The 17,703-nt window shown below is 62.2% G+C and carries 15 protein-coding genes and 1 tRNA gene; 13 read left to right on the forward strand and 3 right to left on the reverse strand.

Translation table 11 applies throughout. The annotated features are described in order from the left end of the window. The 10 genes from MAXJ12_RS19545 to rpoC form a co-directional block, all read left to right on the forward strand. The coding region (locus tag MAXJ12_RS19545) for an EF-Tu C-terminal domain-related protein (protein WP_008837696.1) at positions 1-373 on the forward strand (373 nt) is incomplete at its 5' end. A 270-nt stretch (positions 374-643) separates the two neighbouring features. Then, a tRNA-Trp gene (locus tag MAXJ12_RS19550) sits at positions 644-719 on the forward strand. 295 nt (positions 720-1,014) lie between these two features. Continuing rightward, positions 1,015-1,218, forward strand: coding sequence for a preprotein translocase subunit SecE (gene secE, locus MAXJ12_RS19555; RefSeq protein WP_040586979.1), 204 nt, complete (start codon positions 1,015-1,017; stop codon positions 1,216-1,218). Positions 1,219-1,244: 26 nt separating this feature from the next. After that, complete coding sequence (gene nusG / locus MAXJ12_RS19560) at positions 1,245-1,772, forward strand: transcription termination/antitermination protein NusG (RefSeq protein ID WP_008837698.1); 528 nt, start codon at positions 1,245-1,247, stop codon at positions 1,770-1,772. A gap of 176 nt (positions 1,773-1,948) precedes the next feature. Then, positions 1,949-2,377 carry a 50S ribosomal protein L11 gene (rplK, locus tag MAXJ12_RS19565; protein ID WP_008837699.1) on the forward strand — a complete coding sequence of 143 codons (429 nt, stop codon included), beginning with the start codon at positions 1,949-1,951 and terminating at the stop codon, positions 2,375-2,377. Positions 2,378-2,381: 4 nt separating this feature from the next. Beyond that, entirely contained in the window at positions 2,382-3,080 is a 699-nt protein-coding gene (gene rplA, locus MAXJ12_RS19570) for a 50S ribosomal protein L1 (RefSeq protein WP_008837700.1), read from the forward strand. Positions 3,081-3,450: 370 nt separating this feature from the next. Continuing rightward, positions 3,451-3,969, forward strand: coding sequence for a 50S ribosomal protein L10 (gene rplJ / locus MAXJ12_RS19575; protein WP_008837702.1), 519 nt, complete (start codon positions 3,451-3,453; stop codon positions 3,967-3,969). Positions 3,970-4,020: 51 nt separating this feature from the next. After that, on the forward strand, positions 4,021-4,398 hold the full coding sequence (rplL, locus tag MAXJ12_RS19580) for a 50S ribosomal protein L7/L12 (protein ID WP_008837703.1): 378 nt from the start codon (positions 4,021-4,023) through the stop codon (positions 4,396-4,398). Positions 4,399-4,604: 206 nt separating this feature from the next. Next, positions 4,605-8,741, forward strand: coding sequence for a DNA-directed RNA polymerase subunit beta (gene rpoB, locus MAXJ12_RS19585; protein ID WP_008837704.1), 4,137 nt, complete (start codon positions 4,605-4,607; stop codon positions 8,739-8,741). 181 nt (positions 8,742-8,922) lie between these two features. After that, a complete protein-coding gene (gene rpoC / locus MAXJ12_RS19590) occupies positions 8,923-13,119 on the forward strand; it encodes a DNA-directed RNA polymerase subunit beta' (RefSeq protein ID WP_008837705.1) in 4,197 nt (1,398 codons plus the stop codon). A 50-nt stretch (positions 13,120-13,169) separates the two neighbouring features. Here rpoC and MAXJ12_RS35340 read toward each other — a convergent pair whose 3' ends face one another. The 3 genes from MAXJ12_RS35340 to MAXJ12_RS19595 all read right to left on the reverse strand — a co-directional run bounded on the left by MAXJ12_RS35340 (position 13,170) and on the right by MAXJ12_RS19595 (position 14,096). Next, positions 13,170-13,553, reverse strand: coding sequence for a type II toxin-antitoxin system VapC family toxin (locus MAXJ12_RS35340; RefSeq protein ID WP_008837706.1), 384 nt, complete (start codon positions 13,551-13,553; stop codon positions 13,170-13,172). After that, the gene (locus MAXJ12_RS35345; RefSeq protein ID WP_008837707.1) at positions 13,550-13,744 is read right to left on the reverse strand and encodes a type II toxin-antitoxin system VapB family antitoxin; all 195 of its coding nucleotides are present in this window, start codon (positions 13,742-13,744) and stop codon (positions 13,550-13,552) included. Before MAXJ12_RS35345 ends, MAXJ12_RS35340 begins: the two co-directional genes overlap by 4 nt. Positions 13,745-13,814: 70 nt before the next feature. Next, positions 13,815-14,096 carry a hypothetical protein gene (locus MAXJ12_RS19595; RefSeq protein ID WP_008837708.1) on the reverse strand — a complete coding sequence of 94 codons (282 nt, stop codon included), beginning with the start codon at positions 14,094-14,096 and terminating at the stop codon, positions 13,815-13,817. A gap of 482 nt (positions 14,097-14,578) precedes the next feature. On the opposite strand from MAXJ12_RS19595, the gene rpsL reads away from it, so the two are divergent. The 3 genes from rpsL to fusA are packed head-to-tail and all read left to right on the forward strand — an operon-like array spanning position 14,579 to position 17,595. Further along, on the forward strand, positions 14,579-14,950 hold the full coding sequence (rpsL, locus tag MAXJ12_RS19600) for a 30S ribosomal protein S12 (RefSeq protein ID WP_008837709.1): 372 nt from the start codon (positions 14,579-14,581) through the stop codon (positions 14,948-14,950). A 52-nt stretch (positions 14,951-15,002) separates the two neighbouring features. Next, positions 15,003-15,473: a 30S ribosomal protein S7 gene (gene rpsG, locus MAXJ12_RS19605; RefSeq protein WP_008837710.1), complete on the forward strand. Its 471-nt coding sequence runs from the start codon at positions 15,003-15,005 to the stop codon at positions 15,471-15,473. Positions 15,474-15,504: 31 nt separating this feature from the next. Further along, positions 15,505-17,595 (forward strand): elongation factor G, encoded by a 2,091-nt coding sequence (gene fusA, locus MAXJ12_RS19610; protein ID WP_008837711.1) that lies wholly within the window; start codon positions 15,505-15,507, stop codon positions 17,593-17,595. Positions 17,596-17,703: the final 108 nt, after the last annotated feature.

Below are 17,703 nucleotides of genomic sequence, written 5' to 3' on the forward strand. Positions count from 1 at the left end.
CGGCGACAATATCGGCGCGCTGCTTCGCGGCGTGGACCGTGAAGGCGTCGAGCGCGGCCAGGTCCTGGCCAAGCCGGGCTCGGTCAAGCCGCACAAGAAGTTCAAGGCCGAGGCCTACATCCTGACCAAGGAGGAGGGCGGCCGGCACACGCCGTTCTTCACCAACTACCGTCCGCAGTTCTATTTCCGCACGACGGACGTGACCCGCATCGTGTGGCTGGCCGAAGGCACCGAAATGGTGACGCCGGGCGACAATGTGACGGTCGATGTCGAGCTGATCGTGCCGATCGCCATGGAGGAGAAGCTGCGCTTCGCCATCCGCGAAGGCGGCAGGACCGTCGGCGCCGGCGTCGTCGTCACGATCACCGAATAGTCGGACGAAATCCTGTTATCGAAAGGCGGTCTTCGGGCCGCCCTTTCTGTTTGTGCCGTTTAGAGCGCGTCCGAGCGTATCGGATTGCGAACGCCGCGTTGCATCCCGATATAAGGTGCATCCACCGCTCCGGGTTCTCAAAAACAACGTCACTTGCCTCGCCGGAGCGAATTCTCAAAGGACCCGTCGTCCAGTCCGTCAAATGACCCGCCGCAAAATAGCGATTGGTCTTGAAACGGCGCAATGTTTGTGAAATGAAGCCTCCGCGATACGGGCATAGCTCAGTTGGTAGAGCGGCGGTCTCCAAAACCGCAGGTCGTAGGTTCGAGCCCTGCTGCCCGTGCCAGCCTTGCTGGCATCGTGGAGAGACATAGCCGGTTTCGGGACGATTGGATGGTTCCGGAATTGCGCGTTTGGCATATAGGACGGATTTTTTGGCACTTGCGCTGCCGGGGAATCGGTTTTATGTAGGCATAACAGACACGCGACGCGTGGAGCTGGTGATCCGGCTTTACGCGTCCGAAATGTATGGGCGGAACAAAAGCGGCGATTCGCTGGGTTCCGGTACCATGCAGCGGCATCTCCCGGCCAACGGGAACATCCAAAGGCCCGGCTTCGCCGGCCTTGAAAGCAGGCGGCAAATGGCATCGAAAACCACCAACCCCTTCACCTTCCTCCAGCAGGTAAGGTCGGAGACGGCGAAAGTGACGTGGCCGTCCCGGCGCGAGACGGTGATTTCGACGATCATGGTTCTGGTTTTCGCGGTCATCGCGATGATCTTCTTCTTCGCCGCAGACCAGGTGATGGCGCTCGGGGTCGAACTGATCCTCGGCATCGGCCGCTGATACCGGCGAATACGGAGAATTTGTAGATGACTGCGCGCTGGTACATCGTCCACGCCTATTCGAACTTCGAAAAGAAGGTCGCGGAAGACATAGAGAACAAGGCCAAGCAGAAGGGCCTCGGCGATCTGATCGAGCAGATCATCGTGCCGACCGAGAAGGTCGTGGAAGTGCGCCGCGGCCGCAAGGTCGATGCCGAGCGCAAGTTCTTCCCGGGCTATGTGCTGGTACGCGCGACGCTTACCGATGCCGTGTTCTCGCTGATCAAGAACACGCCGAAAGTAACCGGGTTCCTCGGCGATTCCAAGCCGGTCGCGATCACCGACAAGGAGGCCGAGCGCATCCTGCACCAGGTCCAGGAAGGCGTCGAGCGGCCGAAGCCGTCGGTCACCTTCGAGATCGGCGAGCAGGTCCGGGTCTCGGACGGTCCCTTCGCCTCGTTCAACGGCTTCGTCCAGGAAGTCGACGAGGAGCGGGCGCGGCTCAAGGTGGAAGTTTCGATCTTCGGGCGCGCCGTGCCCGTCGATCTCGAATTCGGACAGGTCGAAAAGGGCTGATCCGATTTGCCGGTTTGCCGTCAGGCATCCCGGCAGGCGGCGGGCAATGAGCTTCGCTGCCGAAACGGTGGGAGGAAGACGCGGACTTAGCCGGCCGCGGCGACCGGACCACCAGACTGCAACCGCCGGACTTTCTTCGAAAAGAGGGGCCGGCATGACAACAAGGCAGGAAAGAGATGGCTAAGAAAATTGCGGGCCAGCTCAAGCTCCAGGTTTCCGCGGGATCGGCGACGCCGTCGCCCCCGATCGGTCCGGCGCTTGGTCAGCGTGGCATCAACATCATGGAATTCTGCAAGGCGTTCAACGCGCAGACGCAGGAAATGGAAAAGGGCTCGCCCATTCCGGTCGTGATCACCTATTACCAGGACAAGTCGTTCACCTTCGTCATGAAGACGCCGCCGGTGAGCTTCTTCCTGAAGAAGGCCGCCAATCTGAAGTCGGGCTCCAAGGAGCCGGGCAAGGTGCGCGCCGGCACGGTTTCTCGCGACAAGGTGCGTGAGATCGCCGAGGCCAAGATGAAGGACCTGAACGCGAACGACGTTGACGCGGCAATGCGCATGGTAGAGGGCTCCGCCCGCTCCATGGGCCTGGAAGTGGTGGGCTGAGATCATGGCAAAGATTGCAAAGCGCGTAGCCAAGTCCCGCGAAGACATCGACCCGAACAAGGCCTACGCCCTGTCCGAGGCGATCAAGCTTCTGAAGGACCGCTCGACCGTCAAGTTCGATGAGACCATCGAAGTGGCGATGAACCTCGGCGTCGATCCGCGCCATGCCGACCAGATGGTCCGCGGCGTGGTCAATCTGCCGAACGGCACCGGCCGCACCGTGCGCGTGGCGGTTTTCGCCCGCAACGAGAAGGCTGACGAGGCCCGCGCAGCCGGCGCCGACATCGTCGGCGCGGAAGATCTGGTCGAGATCGTGCAGAAGGGCGAGATCAATTTCGACCGCTGCATCGCGACCCCGGACATGATGCCGCTGGTCGGCCGTCTGGGCAAGGTGCTCGGCCCGCGCGGCATGATGCCGAACCCGAAGGTCGGCACCGTGACGGCGGACATCGCCGGAGCCGTGAAGGCCTCCAAGGGCGGCGCCGTCGAGTTCCGCGTCGAGAAGGCCGGCATCGTGCATGGCGGCGTCGGCAAGGTTTCGTTCGACATCAAGGCGCTGGAAGAGAACATCCGCGCCTTCGCCGATGCGGTCAACAAGGCCAAGCCGACGGGCGCCAAGGGCGTCTACCTCAAGAAGGTGTCGGTGACGTCGACCATGGGCCCCGGCCTGAAGGTCGATCTGTCGACGATCAGCGCGGCCTGACGAGATTGATCGGGATCATGCCGTAACGGCCTGATCCCAAGAAGAATTCCGGGGCCTCCAGAGATGGAGGGCCTGGATCCCGGAAGCGCAAATGCTTCCGGACATCCTGTCCGAGATTGCAGGCGGCTCAGCCTTAATCACTTCGAGCCTGCATGAGACGGGTGAAGACCTGACAAGGGAGCAAATGCTCCACTGAAAGGTTCGAACCGTGTTTGCCTTTTGTCTGCGCACCGGCGTGCCGGTGTGGCGAAAGGGGGCAGGATCCTCGAGCGCCGTTCGGGAGATCTGGAAGTTCTGGATAGCCCGCCCGGCAAAAGGCAACCCGACCGATGTTTCCGGGAATGGAACAGAGGTCAACTGGAGATAGGCAGTGGACAGAGCGGAAAAACGCGAACTCGTCACGGGCCTGAATGAAGCGTTCTCGAACGCAGGTTCAGTCGTCGTGGCCCACTATGCCGGTATCACCGTTGCGCAAATGAACGACCTCCGGTCGAAAATGCGCGCCGCGGGCGGCACCGTCAAAGTCGCGAAGAACCGTCTCGCCAGAATCGCTCTTCAGGGCACGGAATCCGAGGGTATCCAGGAGCTGTTCATCGGACAGACGCTGGTCGCCTATTCGGACGATCCGATTACGGCGCCGAAGGTCGCGTCCGATTTCGCCAAGGGCAATGACAAGCTTGTCATTCTCGGTGGCGCAATGGGCTCGACCGCGCTCAACGCCGACGGTGTGAAGGCTTTGGCCACGCTCCCGTCGCTCGACGAGCTTCGCGCGCGTCTGGTTGGCATGATCGCCACCCCGGCAACCAGGATCGCCCAGATCGTCAATGCGCCCGCGGCTTCTGTCGCGCGCGTCATCGGCGCCTATGCCCGGAAGGACGAGGCGGCATGAGGCCGTTCCTCGCTATCAACAATCGTTCGAACCTTATGAAGGAATGCAACAATGACTGATCTCGCAAAGATCGTAGACGACCTTTCGAAGCTGACCGTCCTCGAGGCGGCCGAACTTTCGAAGCTGCTTGAAGAGAAGTGGGGCGTTTCGGCTGCCGCTCCGGTTGCCGCCGCCGCTGCTGGCGGTGGCGCCGCCGCTGCCGCGCCGGTTGAAGAGAAGACCGAATTCGACGTCGTTCTCGCCGAAGCCGGCGCCCAGAAGATCAACGTGATCAAGGAAGTGCGCGCGATCACCGGTCTCGGCCTGAAGGAAGCCAAGGATCTGGTGGAAGCCGCTCCGAAGCCGGTCAAGGAAGGCGTCAACAAGGCTGACGCCGACAAGATCAAGGCCCAGCTGGAAGCAGCCGGCGCCAAGGTCGAGCTGAAGTAAGTACGGTTTCGGCGGGCGGCGAAAGCCGTCCGCCGGTTCCCCGGGCGACCGGGGCAGTATCTGAAAACCTCTTTCCTGAGGGCCGGAACCGGCTCTCAGGAAACGGGTTTTCACCCGTTTCTGGACGAACCGCCGGCGCTGGCGGTCGAAAATTGCAAGGCGAGCCCGGCTGAGGCGCGCCCCAAGAGAGGCAGCAAGGAGCGACGATGGCCCAGACCCAGATTTTCAATGGCCGCAGACGCGTACGCAAATTCTTCGGAAACATCCCGGAAGTTGCGGAGATGCCGAACCTGATCGAGGTTCAGAAGGCATCCTATGACCAGTTCCTGATGGTGGACGAGCCCAAGGGCGGCCGTCCGGACGAGGGACTGCAGGCCGTTTTCAAGTCGGTCTTCCCGATTTCCGATTTTTCCGGCTCGTCGATGCTGGAATTCGTGAAATACGAATTCGAGGGACCGAAATTCGACGTTGACGAATGCCGTCAGCGCGACCTGACCTATGCCGCGCCGCTGAAGGTGACGCTGCGCCTGATCGTGTTCGATATCGACGAGGATACCGGCGCGAAGTCCATCAAGGACATCAAGGAGCAGGACGTCTACATGGGCGACATGCCGCTCATGACCTTGAACGGCACCTTCATCATCAACGGCACCGAGCGCGTTATCGTTTCGCAGATGCACCGCTCGCCGGGCGTCTTCTTCGACCACGACAAGGGCAAGTCGCACTCGTCGGGCAAGCTCCTGTTTGCCGCGCGCGTCATCCCCTATCGCGGCTCGTGGCTCGATATCGAGTTCGATTCCAAGGACGTGGTGCACGCCCGCATCGACCGCCGCCGCAAGATTCCGGTGACGTCGCTGCTGATGGCGCTCGGCATGGACGCCGAGGAAATCCTGTCGACCTTCTACAACAAGATCACCTACGAGCGTTCGGGCGACCATTGGCGCATCCCGTTCTCCGTCGAGCGTTTCCGCGGCCTCAAGGCCGTCGGCGACATGGTCGACGCCGATACGGGCGAAATCGTTGTCGAGCAGGGCAAGAAGATCACCGCCCGCCAGGCCAAGCAGCTTGCCGACAAGGGCTTGAAGGCGATCAAGGCGACCGAGGACGACCTCTACGGCAGCTATCTCGCCGAGGACATCGTCAATCATGCGACCGGCGAGATCTATCTCGAAGCCGGCGACGAGCTCGACGAGAAGACCCTGAAGGTCCTGCTTTCGACGGGGGCGGAGGAATTCCAGGTCCTCGACATCGACCACATCAACATCGGCGGCTACATCCGCAACACGCTCGCGGTCGACAAGAACGAGAGCCGTCAGGACGCGCTGTTCGACATCTACCGTGTGATGCGTCCGGGCGAGCCGCCCACGATCGACACCGCCGAGGCGATGTTCAACTCGCTGTTCTTCGACGCCGACCGCTACGACCTTTCGGCCGTCGGCCGCGTCAAGATGAACATGCGCCTCGACCTGAAGGCAGAGGACACCGTGCGCGTGCTGCGCAAGGAGGACATCCTGGCCGTGGTCAGGACGCTGGTCGAACTGCGCGACGGCAAGGGCGAGATCGACGACATCGACAATCTCGGCAACCGCCGCGTGCGTTCGGTGGGCGAACTCATGGAGAACCAGTACCGCGTCGGGCTGCTCCGCATGGAGCGCGCGATCAAGGAGCGCATGTCGTCGATCGAGATCGACACCGTGATGCCGCAGGACCTGATCAACGCCAAGCCGGCGGCTGCCGCCGTGCGCGAGTTCTTCGGCTCCTCGCAGCTCTCGCAGTTCATGGACCAGACCAACCCGCTGTCGGAGATCACCCACAAGCGCCGTCTTTCGGCGCTTGGACCCGGCGGTCTGACCCGCGAGCGCGCCGGCTTCGAGGTGCGCGACGTGCACCCGACGCATTACGGCCGCATCTGCCCGATCGAGACGCCGGAAGGCCCGAACATCGGCCTTATCAACAGCTTGGCGACGTTTGCTCGCGTCAACAAATATGGCTTCATCGAGACGCCGTACCGCAAGATCGTCGATGGCAAGGTGACGTTGGACGTCAGCTATCTCAGCGCCATGGAAGAGTCCAAGCACTATGTCGCGCAGGCCAACGCCCAGCTCGACAAGGACGGCCGCTTCGTCGACGAATTCGTCATCTGCCGGCATGCCGGCGAGGTGATGATGGCGCCGCGCGAAAACGTCGACCTGATGGACGTCTCGCCGAAGCAGCTTGTCTCGGTCGCCGCGGCGCTGATCCCGTTCCTGGAGAACGACGACGCCAACCGCGCGCTGATGGGCTCGAACATGCAGCGTCAGGCCGTGCCGCTGGTGCGCGCCGAAGCGCCGTTTGTCGGCACCGGCATGGAGCCGATCGTCGCCCGTGACTCGGGCGCCGCAATCGGCGCACGCCGCGGCGGCATCGTCGACCAGGTCGATGCTACGCGTATCGTCATCCGCGCGACGGAAGATCTCGATCCCGGCAAGTCGGGCGTCGACATCTACCGGCTGATGAAGTTCCAGCGTTCGAACCAGAACACCTGCATCAACCAGCGTCCGCTGGTGCGCATGGGCGACCGCGTCAACAAGGGCGACATTATCGCCGACGGTCCCTCGACCGATCTCGGCGATCTGGCGCTCGGCCGCAACGTGCTCGTCGCGTTCATGCCCTGGAACGGCTACAACTACGAGGATTCGATCCTTCTTTCCGAGAAGATCGTGTCGGACGACGTCTTCACCTCGATCCATATCGAGGAGTTCGAGGTCATGGCCCGCGACACCAAGCTTGGGCCTGAGGAAATCACCCGCGATATCCCGAACGTCTCGGAAGAAGCGCTGAAGAACCTCGACGAAGCCGGCATCGTCTATATCGGCGCGGAAGTGCTGCCGGGCGACATCCTGGTCGGCAAGATCACGCCGAAGGGCGAAAGCCCGATGACGCCGGAGGAAAAACTCCTGCGCGCCATCTTCGGCGAGAAGGCCTCGGACGTCCGCGACACCTCCATGCGCATGCCGCCCGGAACCTACGGCACGGTCGTGGAAGTGCGCGTCTTCAACCGCCACGGCGTGGAGAAGGACGAGCGCGCCATGGCGATCGAGCGTGAGGAGATCGAGCGTCTCGCCAAGGACCGCGACGACGAGCAGGCGATTCTCGACCGCAACGTCTATTCGCGCCTTTCCGACATGCTTGACGGCAAGGAAGCGATCGCAGGGCCGAAGGGCTTCAAGAAGGGCTCCAAGCTCTCGAAGGAGACCCTCGGCGAGTACCCGCGTTCGCAGTGGTGGCAGTTCGCCATCGAGGACGAGAAGCTGCAGAGCGAACTCGAGGCACTGCGCGGCCAGTACGACGATTCCAAGAAGGCGCTCGAGCAGCGCTTCATGGACAAGGTCGAGAAGGTGCAGCGCGGTGACGAGATGCCGCCCGGCGTCATGAAGATGGTCAAAGTCTTCGTGGCCGTGAAGCGCAAGATGCAACCCGGCGACAAGATGGCCGGCCGTCACGGCAACAAGGGCGTCGTTTCGCGGATCGTTCCGGTCGAGGACATGCCGTTCCTCGAGGACGGCACGCATGCCGATATCGTGCTCAATCCGTTGGGCGTGCCGTCGCGCATGAATGTCGGCCAGATCCTGGAGACGCATCTGGGCTGGGCCTGCGCCGGAATGGGCAGGAAGATCGGAGAGATGATCGAAGCCTACAAGGCGGATGGCAACATCAAGCCGCTGAGGGCCGAGATCGAGAACCTGATCCCGGAGAACGACCGCAACGAGCCGGTTCGGCAGTTCGACGACGAGTCGATCGTTCGCCTCGGCGAGCAGATGAAGCGCGGCGTTTCGATCGCAACGCCGGTGTTCGACGGTGCGCACGAGGTCCACATCAACGAGATGCTGGAACGGGCGGGCCTGCATACCAGCGGCCAGTCGCAGCTCTATGACGGGCGCACGGGTGAGCCGTTCGATCGCAAGGTGACGATGGGCTACATATATATGCTCAAGCTTCACCACCTGGTGGACGACAAGATCCACGCGCGCTCGATCGGGCCATACTCGCTCGTCACCCAGCAGCCGCTCGGTGGCAAGGCGCAGTTCGGCGGCCAGCGCTTCGGCGAGATGGAGGTCTGGGCGCTCGAAGCTTACGGCGCCGCCTACACGCTGCAGGAAATGCTGACCGTGAAGTCGGACGACGTGGCGGGCCGCACCAAGGTCTACGAAGCGATCGTCCGCGGCGACGACAGCTTCGAGGCGGGCATTCCGGAGAGCTTCAACGTTCTCGTCAAGGAAATGCGCTCGCTCGGCCTCAACGTCGAACTGGAAAACACCAGGATCGACGAGCTGCCGGCGCGTCTGCCCGACGCTGCGGAGTAAGAAAAAGGCGCGCCGCGGAGGTTCACTCCGCGGCTGCGTCGCCTAAATACCCGGTCGCCCGGCGACCGACTGCACGGATCCGGCTGCGCCAGCGAAGCGGCAGCGCCAGAGCGGATCGCCAAGGGGTGAAATCGCCCACAATTGTTCGAAAGGGGCCACTCGGTCCCACAAGGAGAACGGCATGAACCAAGAGGTCATGAATCTCTTCAACAACAACGCCCCGGCGCAGGTGTTCGATTCCATCCGGATTTCGCTCGCCAGCCCGGAAAAGATTCTGTCCTGGTCGTTCGGCGAGATCAAGAAGCCCGAGACGATCAACTACCGCACGTTCAAGCCCGAGCGTGACGGCCTGTTCTGCGCGCGCATTTTCGGCCCGATCAAGGATTATGAGTGCCTGTGCGGCAAGTACAAGCGCATGAAGTACAAGGGCGTCATCTGCGAGAAGTGCGGCGTCGAGGTCACGCTGTCGCGCGTCCGGCGCGAGCGCATGGGCCATATCGAGCTCGCCGCCCCGGTTGCTCACATCTGGTTCCTGAAGTCGCTGCCTTCGCGCATCGGCACGCTGCTCGACATGACCCTCAAGGACATCGAGCGGGTTCTCTATTTCGAGAACTACATCGTGACCGAGCCGGGCCTGACGGCGCTGAAGGAGCACCAGCTTCTCAGCGAAGAAGAATACATGATGGCCGTCGACGAGTATGGCGAGGACCAGTTCACCGCCATGATCGGCGCCGAAGCCATCCATGACCTGCTGGCCGGCATGGATCTGGAAAAGATCGCGGGCGATTTGCGCTCCGAGCTTGCCTCGACCACGTCGGAACTGAAGCAGAAGAAGTATCTGAAGCGGCTGAAGGTCGTCGAGAACTTCATGGAATCCGGCAACCGTCCGGAATGGATGATCATGAAGGTCGTTCCCGTGATCCCGCCGGACCTGCGCCCGCTCGTCCCGCTGGATGGCGGCCGCTTCGCGACGTCTGACCTGAACGATCTCTATCGTCGCGTCATCAACCGCAACAACCGCCTGAAGCGGCTGATCGAACTGCGCGCTCCCGGCATCATCATCCGCAACGAAAAGCGCATGCTGCAGGAAGCCGTCGACGCCCTGTTCGACAATGGCCGCCGCGGCCGCGTCATCACCGGCGCCAACAAGCGCCCGCTGAAGTCGCTGTCGGACATGCTGAAGGGCAAGCAGGGCCGGTTCCGCCAGAACCTGCTCGGCAAGCGCGTCGACTATTCGGGCCGCTCGGTCATCGTGACCGGTCCGGAGCTGAAGCTGCACCAGTGCGGCCTGCCGAAGAAGATGGCGCTCGAACTGTTCAAGCCGTTCATCTACGCCCGCCTCGACGCCAAGGGCTACTCCTCGACCGTCAAGCAGGCCAAGAAGCTGGTCGAGAAGGAAAAGCCGGAAGTCTGGGATATCCTCGACGAGGTCATCCGCGAGCATCCGGTTCTGCTCAACCGGGCGCCGACGCTTCACCGCCTCGGCATCCAGGCGTTCGAGCCGATCCTGATCGAAGGCAAGGCGATCCAGCTTCACCCGCTGGTCTGCACGGCCTTCAACGCCGACTTCGACGGCGACCAGATGGCCGTTCACGTGCCGCTGTCGCTCGAAGCCCAGCTTGAAGCCCGCGTGCTGATGATGTCGACCAACAACATCCTGCACCCTGCTTCCGGCGCGCCGATCATCGTGCCGTCGCAGGACATGGTGCTTGGGCTCTACTACCTGTCGATCGTCAACCAGAACGAGCCGGGCGAGGGCATGGTGTTTGCCGATATGGGCGAACTCCAGCACGCGCTCGAGACCAAGGCGGTGACGCTGCACGCCAAGATCAAGGGCCGCTTCCGGACCGTGGACGCGGAAGGCAACGTCGTGTCGAAAATCTACGACACGACGCCCGGCCGCATGATCATCGCCGAGCTTCTGCCGAAGAACGTCAACGTGCCGTTCGAGACCGCCAACCAGGAGATGACCAAGAAGAACATCTCCAAGATGATCGACACCGTCTACCGCCACTGCGGTCAGAAGGAGACGGTCATTTTCTGCGACCGCATCATGGCGCTCGGCTTCAGCCATGCCTGCAAGGCCGGCATTTCGTTCGGCAAGGACGACATGCTGATTCCGGACTCCAAGATCAAGCTGGTGTCCGACACCGAGGCGCTCGCCAAGGAATACGAGCAGCAGTACAATGACGGCCTGATCACTCAGGGCGAAAAGTACAACAAGGTCGTCGACGCCTGGGCGAAGTGCTCGGAAAAGGTCGCCGACGAGATGATGGCCCGCATCAAGGCCGTTGAGTTCGAGGACAGCGGCCGCCAGAAGCCGATGAACTCGATCTACATGATGAGCCACTCCGGCGCCCGCGGGTCTCCGACCCAGATGCGCCAGCTCGCCGGCATGCGCGGCCTGATGGCCAAGCCGTCGGGCGAGATCATCGAGACGCCGATCATCTCGAACTTCAAGGAAGGCCTGACCGTTCTTGAATACTTCAACTCGACCCACGGCGCCCGCAAGGGTCTCGCGGACACCGCGCTGAAGACCGCGAACTCCGGCTATCTGACGCGCCGTCTCGTCGACGTCGCGCAGGACTGCATCGTCAACTCGATCGACTGCGGCACCGAAAAGGGCCTCACCATGCAGCCGATCGTCGATGCCGGCCAGGTGGTCGCGTCGCTCGGCCAGCGCATCCTCGGCCGCACCGCGCTCGACGACATCAATCACCCGGTTACGGGCGATCTGATCGTCAAGGCGGGTACGCTGATGGACGAGCGTGACATCGAGCAGATCGAAAAGGCCGGCATCCAGTCGGTGCGCATCCGTTCGGCGCTGACCTGTGAGGTCAGGACCGGCGTCTGCGCGGTCTGCTACGGTCGCGACCTGGCGCGCGGCACGCCCGTCAACCAGGGCGAAGCTGTCGGCGTCATCGCGGCGCAGTCGATCGGCGAGCCGGGCACGCAGCTCACCATGCGCACCTTCCACATGGGCGGCACGGCGCAGGTCGTCGATAGCTCGTTCCTGGAAGCCTCGTATGAGGGCACGGTCGAGATCCGTAACCGCAACGTGGTTCGCAACTCCGACGGCCAGCAGATGGTCATGGGCCGCAACATGGCGGTCCTGATCCTCGACGAGGCCGGCAAGGAGCGCGCCACGCACCGCGTCACCTATGGTTCGCGCATCTTCGTGGACGATGGCGACAAGGTGAAGCGCGGCCAGCGCATCGCCGAGTGGGACCCGTACACCCGCCCGATCCTCACCGAGATCGAGGGCAGGGTGGTGTTCGAGGACCTGGTCGACGGCATCTCCGTCCAGGAAACCGCCGACGAGTCGACCGGCATCACCAAGCGTGAGGTCATCGACTGGCGCTCGACGCCGCGTGGCTCGGACCTCAAGCCGGCGATCGCCATCCACGACGCCAAGGGCAAGGTCGGCAAGCTCGCCAAGGGAGGCGATGCCCGCTTCCTGCTCTCGGTCGAGGCGATCCTGTCGGTGGAGCCCGGCGCGATGGTGCGCCCGGGCGACGTGGTTGCGCGTATTCCGATGGAAAGCGCGAAGACCAAGGACATCACCGGCGGTCTGCCGCGTGTGGCCGAGCTCTTCGAGGCGCGCCGTCCGAAGGACCACGCCATCATCGCCGAGATCGACGGCACGATCCGGTTCGGCCGCGACTACAAGAACAAGCGCCGCATCATCATCGAGCCGCATGACTCGACAATGGAACCCGTCGAATACCTGATCCCGAAGGGCAAGCCGTTCCATCTCCAGGACGGCGACGCCATCGAGAAGGGCGACTATATCCTCGACGGCAATCCGGCGCCGCACGACATCCTGGCGATCAAGGGCGTGGAGGCTTTGGCTTCCTACCTCGTCAACGAGATCCAGGAAGTCTACCGGTTGCAGGGCGTGTTGATCAACGACAAGCACATCGAGGTGATCGTTCGCCAGATGCTGCAGAAGGTCGAGATCACCGCGCAGGGCGACTCGACCTACATTCCGGGCGACCACGTCGACGTGATCGAGCTGGACGAGGTCAACGAGCGCCTGGTCGAGGAAGGCAAGAAGCCGGCCGAAGGCCAGCCGGTTCTGCTCGGCATCACCAAGGCATCGCTGCAGACGCCGTCCTTCATCTCGGCCGCCTCCTTCCAGGAGACGACGAGGGTGCTGACGGAAGCGGCGGTGGCCGGCAAGACCGACATGCTGCAGGGCCTGAAGGAAAACGTCATCGTCGGCCGCCTCATCCCGGCGGGCACGGGCGGTCAGATGAGCCAGATCCGGCGCATCGCGACTTCTCGCGACGAGCTGATCATCGACGAGCGGCGCAAGTCGTCGGGCGCCGAGACAGCCGAGCCGATGCTGGCCGACATGACCAACGCCGCGGAATAATCACGGCGTTCATCAGAATGAAAAAGCCGCCGGGGCGACCCGGCGGCTTTTTAGTTGAGGGGTGTTGCTGGCAAATCGGCAGCAAGGCCGTTTTCTTCCGCCGCGGCATGCAAGCGGCGATCACGTGTCCAAAGCGATGCATTTCCGGTTAACCGGACAGATGCAAGCAAGTGTACATCGAGGTACCCGATGCCACGGCCGTGCAGTTTAAGTCGATCTACCAGAGCGAGCACTTCATGATCCTCCGCAACTAAAGCCATTGGAAGATCGGACACGTCCTCGATGATTAGCGATCGGTCACGCAGCGATCCCATCGCGAGTTCGCCAATGACAAACGGGTGTGACAGAACAAGGCGGCGACTAAGGAGCTCCTGAAGCGCAATGTTTCTTTGGCGAAAGTGATCGATCCAGATCGAAGAGTCGACAAGGATCACGATTCAGGTCGCCGCCTCGGCGCCGCCTGCGCATTGGGATCACTTCCGCCAAGACGAGCCAACCGCCTTGCAGCCTCGCGTTCAATCAAGGCTGTAAGCGCCTCACGCACCAGAGCCGGCTTTTCTTTTATTCCGGTGTATTTCTGGGCTTTGGCGATAAGGTCGTCATCAAGTGTCAGTGTCGTGCGCATTGGGCCTCCAATCTGCTATCAAATATAGCATCGTTCGATGCAGATTTCCATGCTTTGCGGCAGATTTCCCTTAAACACTCTCCTTGAACGTCACGATCGACACTTCGCCTTCCAGCGCGCCCTGCCAGGCCGAGAGATGCGGCTCCTCGTCGGGTTCGCCCTGCATGTCGCCGATCTGGTCGAGCTCGGCTTCGGCGTAGCCCTCCTTGGCGAGCGCTTCGAGCGCCGTCCGCACGGCGGAATCGTCGTCCGGGGCGACCAGCATCACGTGAACGCCCTCGGACTTGCCGCCCTTCCTGCGCCACACCCGCCCGGTGATGATGGTGACCGGCCTTTCTTCGTTGTCGTTCATGTTGTGATTCCCGATTCTCTTGTTCCGAAGGCCGCAAGCGCCTATCTGACGCCCTGAAGCGGGTTTTTACATGAAGCCCCGCCGTCCGACAGACAAAACCGCGTCACTTTCTATTTCGCAACTGCGAAATGGCGAAAGATAATGTCGCGGCTGCCGGCGGCGGCGGCAAACTCCCGGTTTCGTTAAGATAATCTCCGATGCGGGGTTGACGATGCGGGGTGTTGCGAGTATTACCCGCCGCGTCTGAACCGATGTGAGGTTTGGCTTTCCGGGGCGTCGCGCCCCGGAGTTTGCCTCAAACAAGGTTCGTTTTACGAGCGAAAACACATTTCCGGCGTGCATGAAGCGGCTTCCGCTTCCTCTGCTTTTTGTTCGGGCAGGACCGCGATTAGCGGTTTGGGGCCCGAATTTGCGTATGGAAACAACGCTTGAAGCCGCCCGTGAATGGGCTCGAGACACGGAATTAGAGACAAGAGGGTTTAATGCCTACCGTCAACCAGCTGATCCGCAAGCCGCGCATAGCGCCGGTGAAGCGCAATAAGGTTCCGGCCATGCAGGCCAATCCGCAGAAGCGGGGCGTCTGCACGCGCGTTTACACGACGACGCCGAAGAAGCCGAACTCCGCGCTCCGCAAGGTCGCGAAAATCCGCCTGACCAACGGCTTCGAGGTGATCGGCTACATCCCCGGCGAAGGCCACAACCTTCAGGAGCACTCCGTGGTGATGATCCGCGGCGGCCGCGTGAAGGATCTTCCGGGCGTGCGCTATCACATCATCCGCGGCGTGCTCGACACGCAGGGTGTGAAGAACCGCAAGCAGCGCCGTTCGAAATACGGCGCCAAGCGTCCGAAGTAAGGTTTCAGGCTCAGGCTTCGCCGCCGAGCTTTGCAGTTGAGAGACGAGAACCATGTCCCGACGTCACAGTGCAGAAAAGCGTGAGATCAACCCGGACCCCAAGTTCGGCGACCTGATAGTCACCAAATTCATGAACGCCGTCATGTATCACGGCAAGAAGTCGGTCGCCGAGACCATCGTCTATAGCGCGCTCGACCAGGTTCAGGCCAAGACCAAGCAGGAGCCGGTGACGGTGTTCCATCAGGCGCTCGACAATGTCGCGCCGCATGTGGAAGTGCGTTCGCGCCGCGTCGGCGGCGCCACCTACCAGGTTCCGGTCGACGTGCGCCCTGAGCGCCGTCAGGCGCTTGCCATTCGCTGGCTGATCACGGCTGCGCGCAACCGCAACGAAACCACAATGGTCGAGCGTCTTTCGGGCGAGCTCATGGATGCCGCGAACAATCGCGGCACCGCCGTCAAGAAACGCGAAGACACCCACAAGATGGCGGAAGCCAACCGCGCTTTCGCGCACTATCGCTGGTAAGCGCGCGGAAAGAGACTGAGAGGCATCCACCATGGCACGCGAATACAAGATCGAAGACTACCGCAACTTCGGCATCATGGCGCATATCGACGCCGGCAAGACCACGACCACGGAGCGCGTGCTCTATTACACCGGCAAGTCGCACAAGATCGGCGAAGTGCACGACGGCGCTGCGACCATGGACTGGATGGAGCAGGAGCAGGAGCGCGGCATCACCATCACCTCGGCCGCGACCACGACCTTCTGGAAAGGCCGTGACGGCAAGCTGCGGCGCTTCAACATCATTGACACGCCCGGCCACGTCGACTTCACCATCGAGGTGGAGCGTTCGCTGCGCGTTCTCGACGGCGCGATCGCGCTGCTCGATGCGAATGCCGGCGTAGAGCCGCAGACCGAGACTGTCTGGCGCCAGGCCGACAAGTACCGCGTCCCGCGCATGATCTTCTGCAACAAGATGGACAAGATCGGCGCCGACTTCTACCGCTCGGTCGAGATGATCGGCTCGCGCCTCGGCGCGCAGGCTGTTGTCATGCAGCTGCCGATCGGCGCCGAGACCGAGTTCAAGGGTGTCGTCGACCTCGTCGAGATGAACGCGCTGGTCTGGCGCGACGAGTCGCTGGGCGCTGCCTGGGACGTCGTCGAGATCCCGGCCGACCTCAAGGCGCGCGCCGAAGAGTTCCGCGAGAAGATGATCGAAGCCGCCGTCGAAATGGACGAGACGGCGCTCGAGAACTACCTCGAAGGCAAAATGCCGGACAACGACGAGATCCGCGCGCTGATCCGCAAGGGAACCATCGCGGTGAAGTTCTTCCCGATGTTCTGTGGCTCGGCCTTCAAGAACAAGGGCGTCCAGCCGCTGCTCGACGCCGTCGTTGAATACCTGCCTTCGCCGCTCGACGTGCCGGCGATCAAGGGCGTCAACGCCAAGACGGAAGAAGAGATCGAGCGTCACGCCGACGACAACGAGCCGCTTTCGATGCTGGCGTTCAAGATCATGAACGACCCGTTCGTCGGCTCGCTGACCTTTGCCCGCATCTATTCGGGCAAGCTCACCAAGGGCGCCTCGGTCGACAACACGGTCAAGGGCAAGAAAGAGCGCATCGGCCGCATGCTGCAGATGCATGCGAACTCCCGCGCCGACGTCGACGAGGCTTACGCCGGCGACATCGTGGCGCTGGCCGGCCTCAAGGATACGACCACCGGCGACACGCTGTGTGATCCGGCCCATCCGGTTATCCTCGAGCGTATGGAATTCCCCGACCCGGTCATCCAGATCGCGATCGAGCCGAAGACCAAGAACGATCAGGAGAAGATGGGCCTCGCGCTGCATCGCCTGGCTGCCGAGGATCCGTCCTTCCGCGTCAAGACCGACGAGGAATCCGGCCAGACCATCATTGCTGGCATGGGCGAGCTTCACCTCGATATCATCGTCGACCGCATGAAGCGTGAGTTCAAGGTCGAGGCCAATGTCGGCGCGCCGCAGGTGGCTTATCGCGAGACGATCACCCGCTCGCACGAGCAGGACTACACCCACAAGAAGCAGACCGGCGGTACGGGCCAGTTCGCCCGCGTCAAGCTGCTCTTCGAGCCGGATCCGGAAAGCACCGAGTTCCAGTTCGAATCGAAGATCGTCGGCGGCGCCGTGCCGAAGGAATACATCCCCGGCGTCGAGAAGGGCATCAACAGCGTCATGTCGTCGGGCCCGTTCGCCGGCTTCCCGATGATCGGCGTGAAGGCCACTCTCATCGACGGCGCCTTCCACGATGTCGACTCGTCGGTTCTGGCGTTCGAAATCGCCGGCCGCGCCTGCTTCCGCGAAGCTGCGCCCAAGCTCGGCGTGCAGCTGCTCGAGCCGATCATGAAGGTCGAGGTGGTGACGCCGGAAGATTACGTCGGCAACGTCATCGGCGATTTGAACTCCCGCCGCGGCCAGATCCAGGGTCAGGAGACCCGTGGTGTCGCCGTCGTCGTCAACGCGATGGTGCCGCTGGCCAACATGTTCAAGTACGTCGACAATCTGCGCTCGATGTCGCAGGGCCGCGCCCAGTACACGATGCAGTTCGACCACTATGAGCCGGTGCCGACCGCGGTGGCTCAGGAAGTCCAGAAGAAATACGCGTAGTTCCAGGGAACTGCGTCAGTCGCTTAATCAGTTGCCTTAACCGGCTAGGAATGGAGACCTCACATGGCCAAGAGTAAATTCGAGCGCACGAAGCCGCATGTGAACATT

It is taken from the genome of Mesorhizobium alhagi CCNWXJ12-2, assembly GCF_000236565.1.
Classification (GTDB): Bacteria; Pseudomonadota; Alphaproteobacteria; order Rhizobiales; family Rhizobiaceae; genus Allomesorhizobium; species Allomesorhizobium alhagi.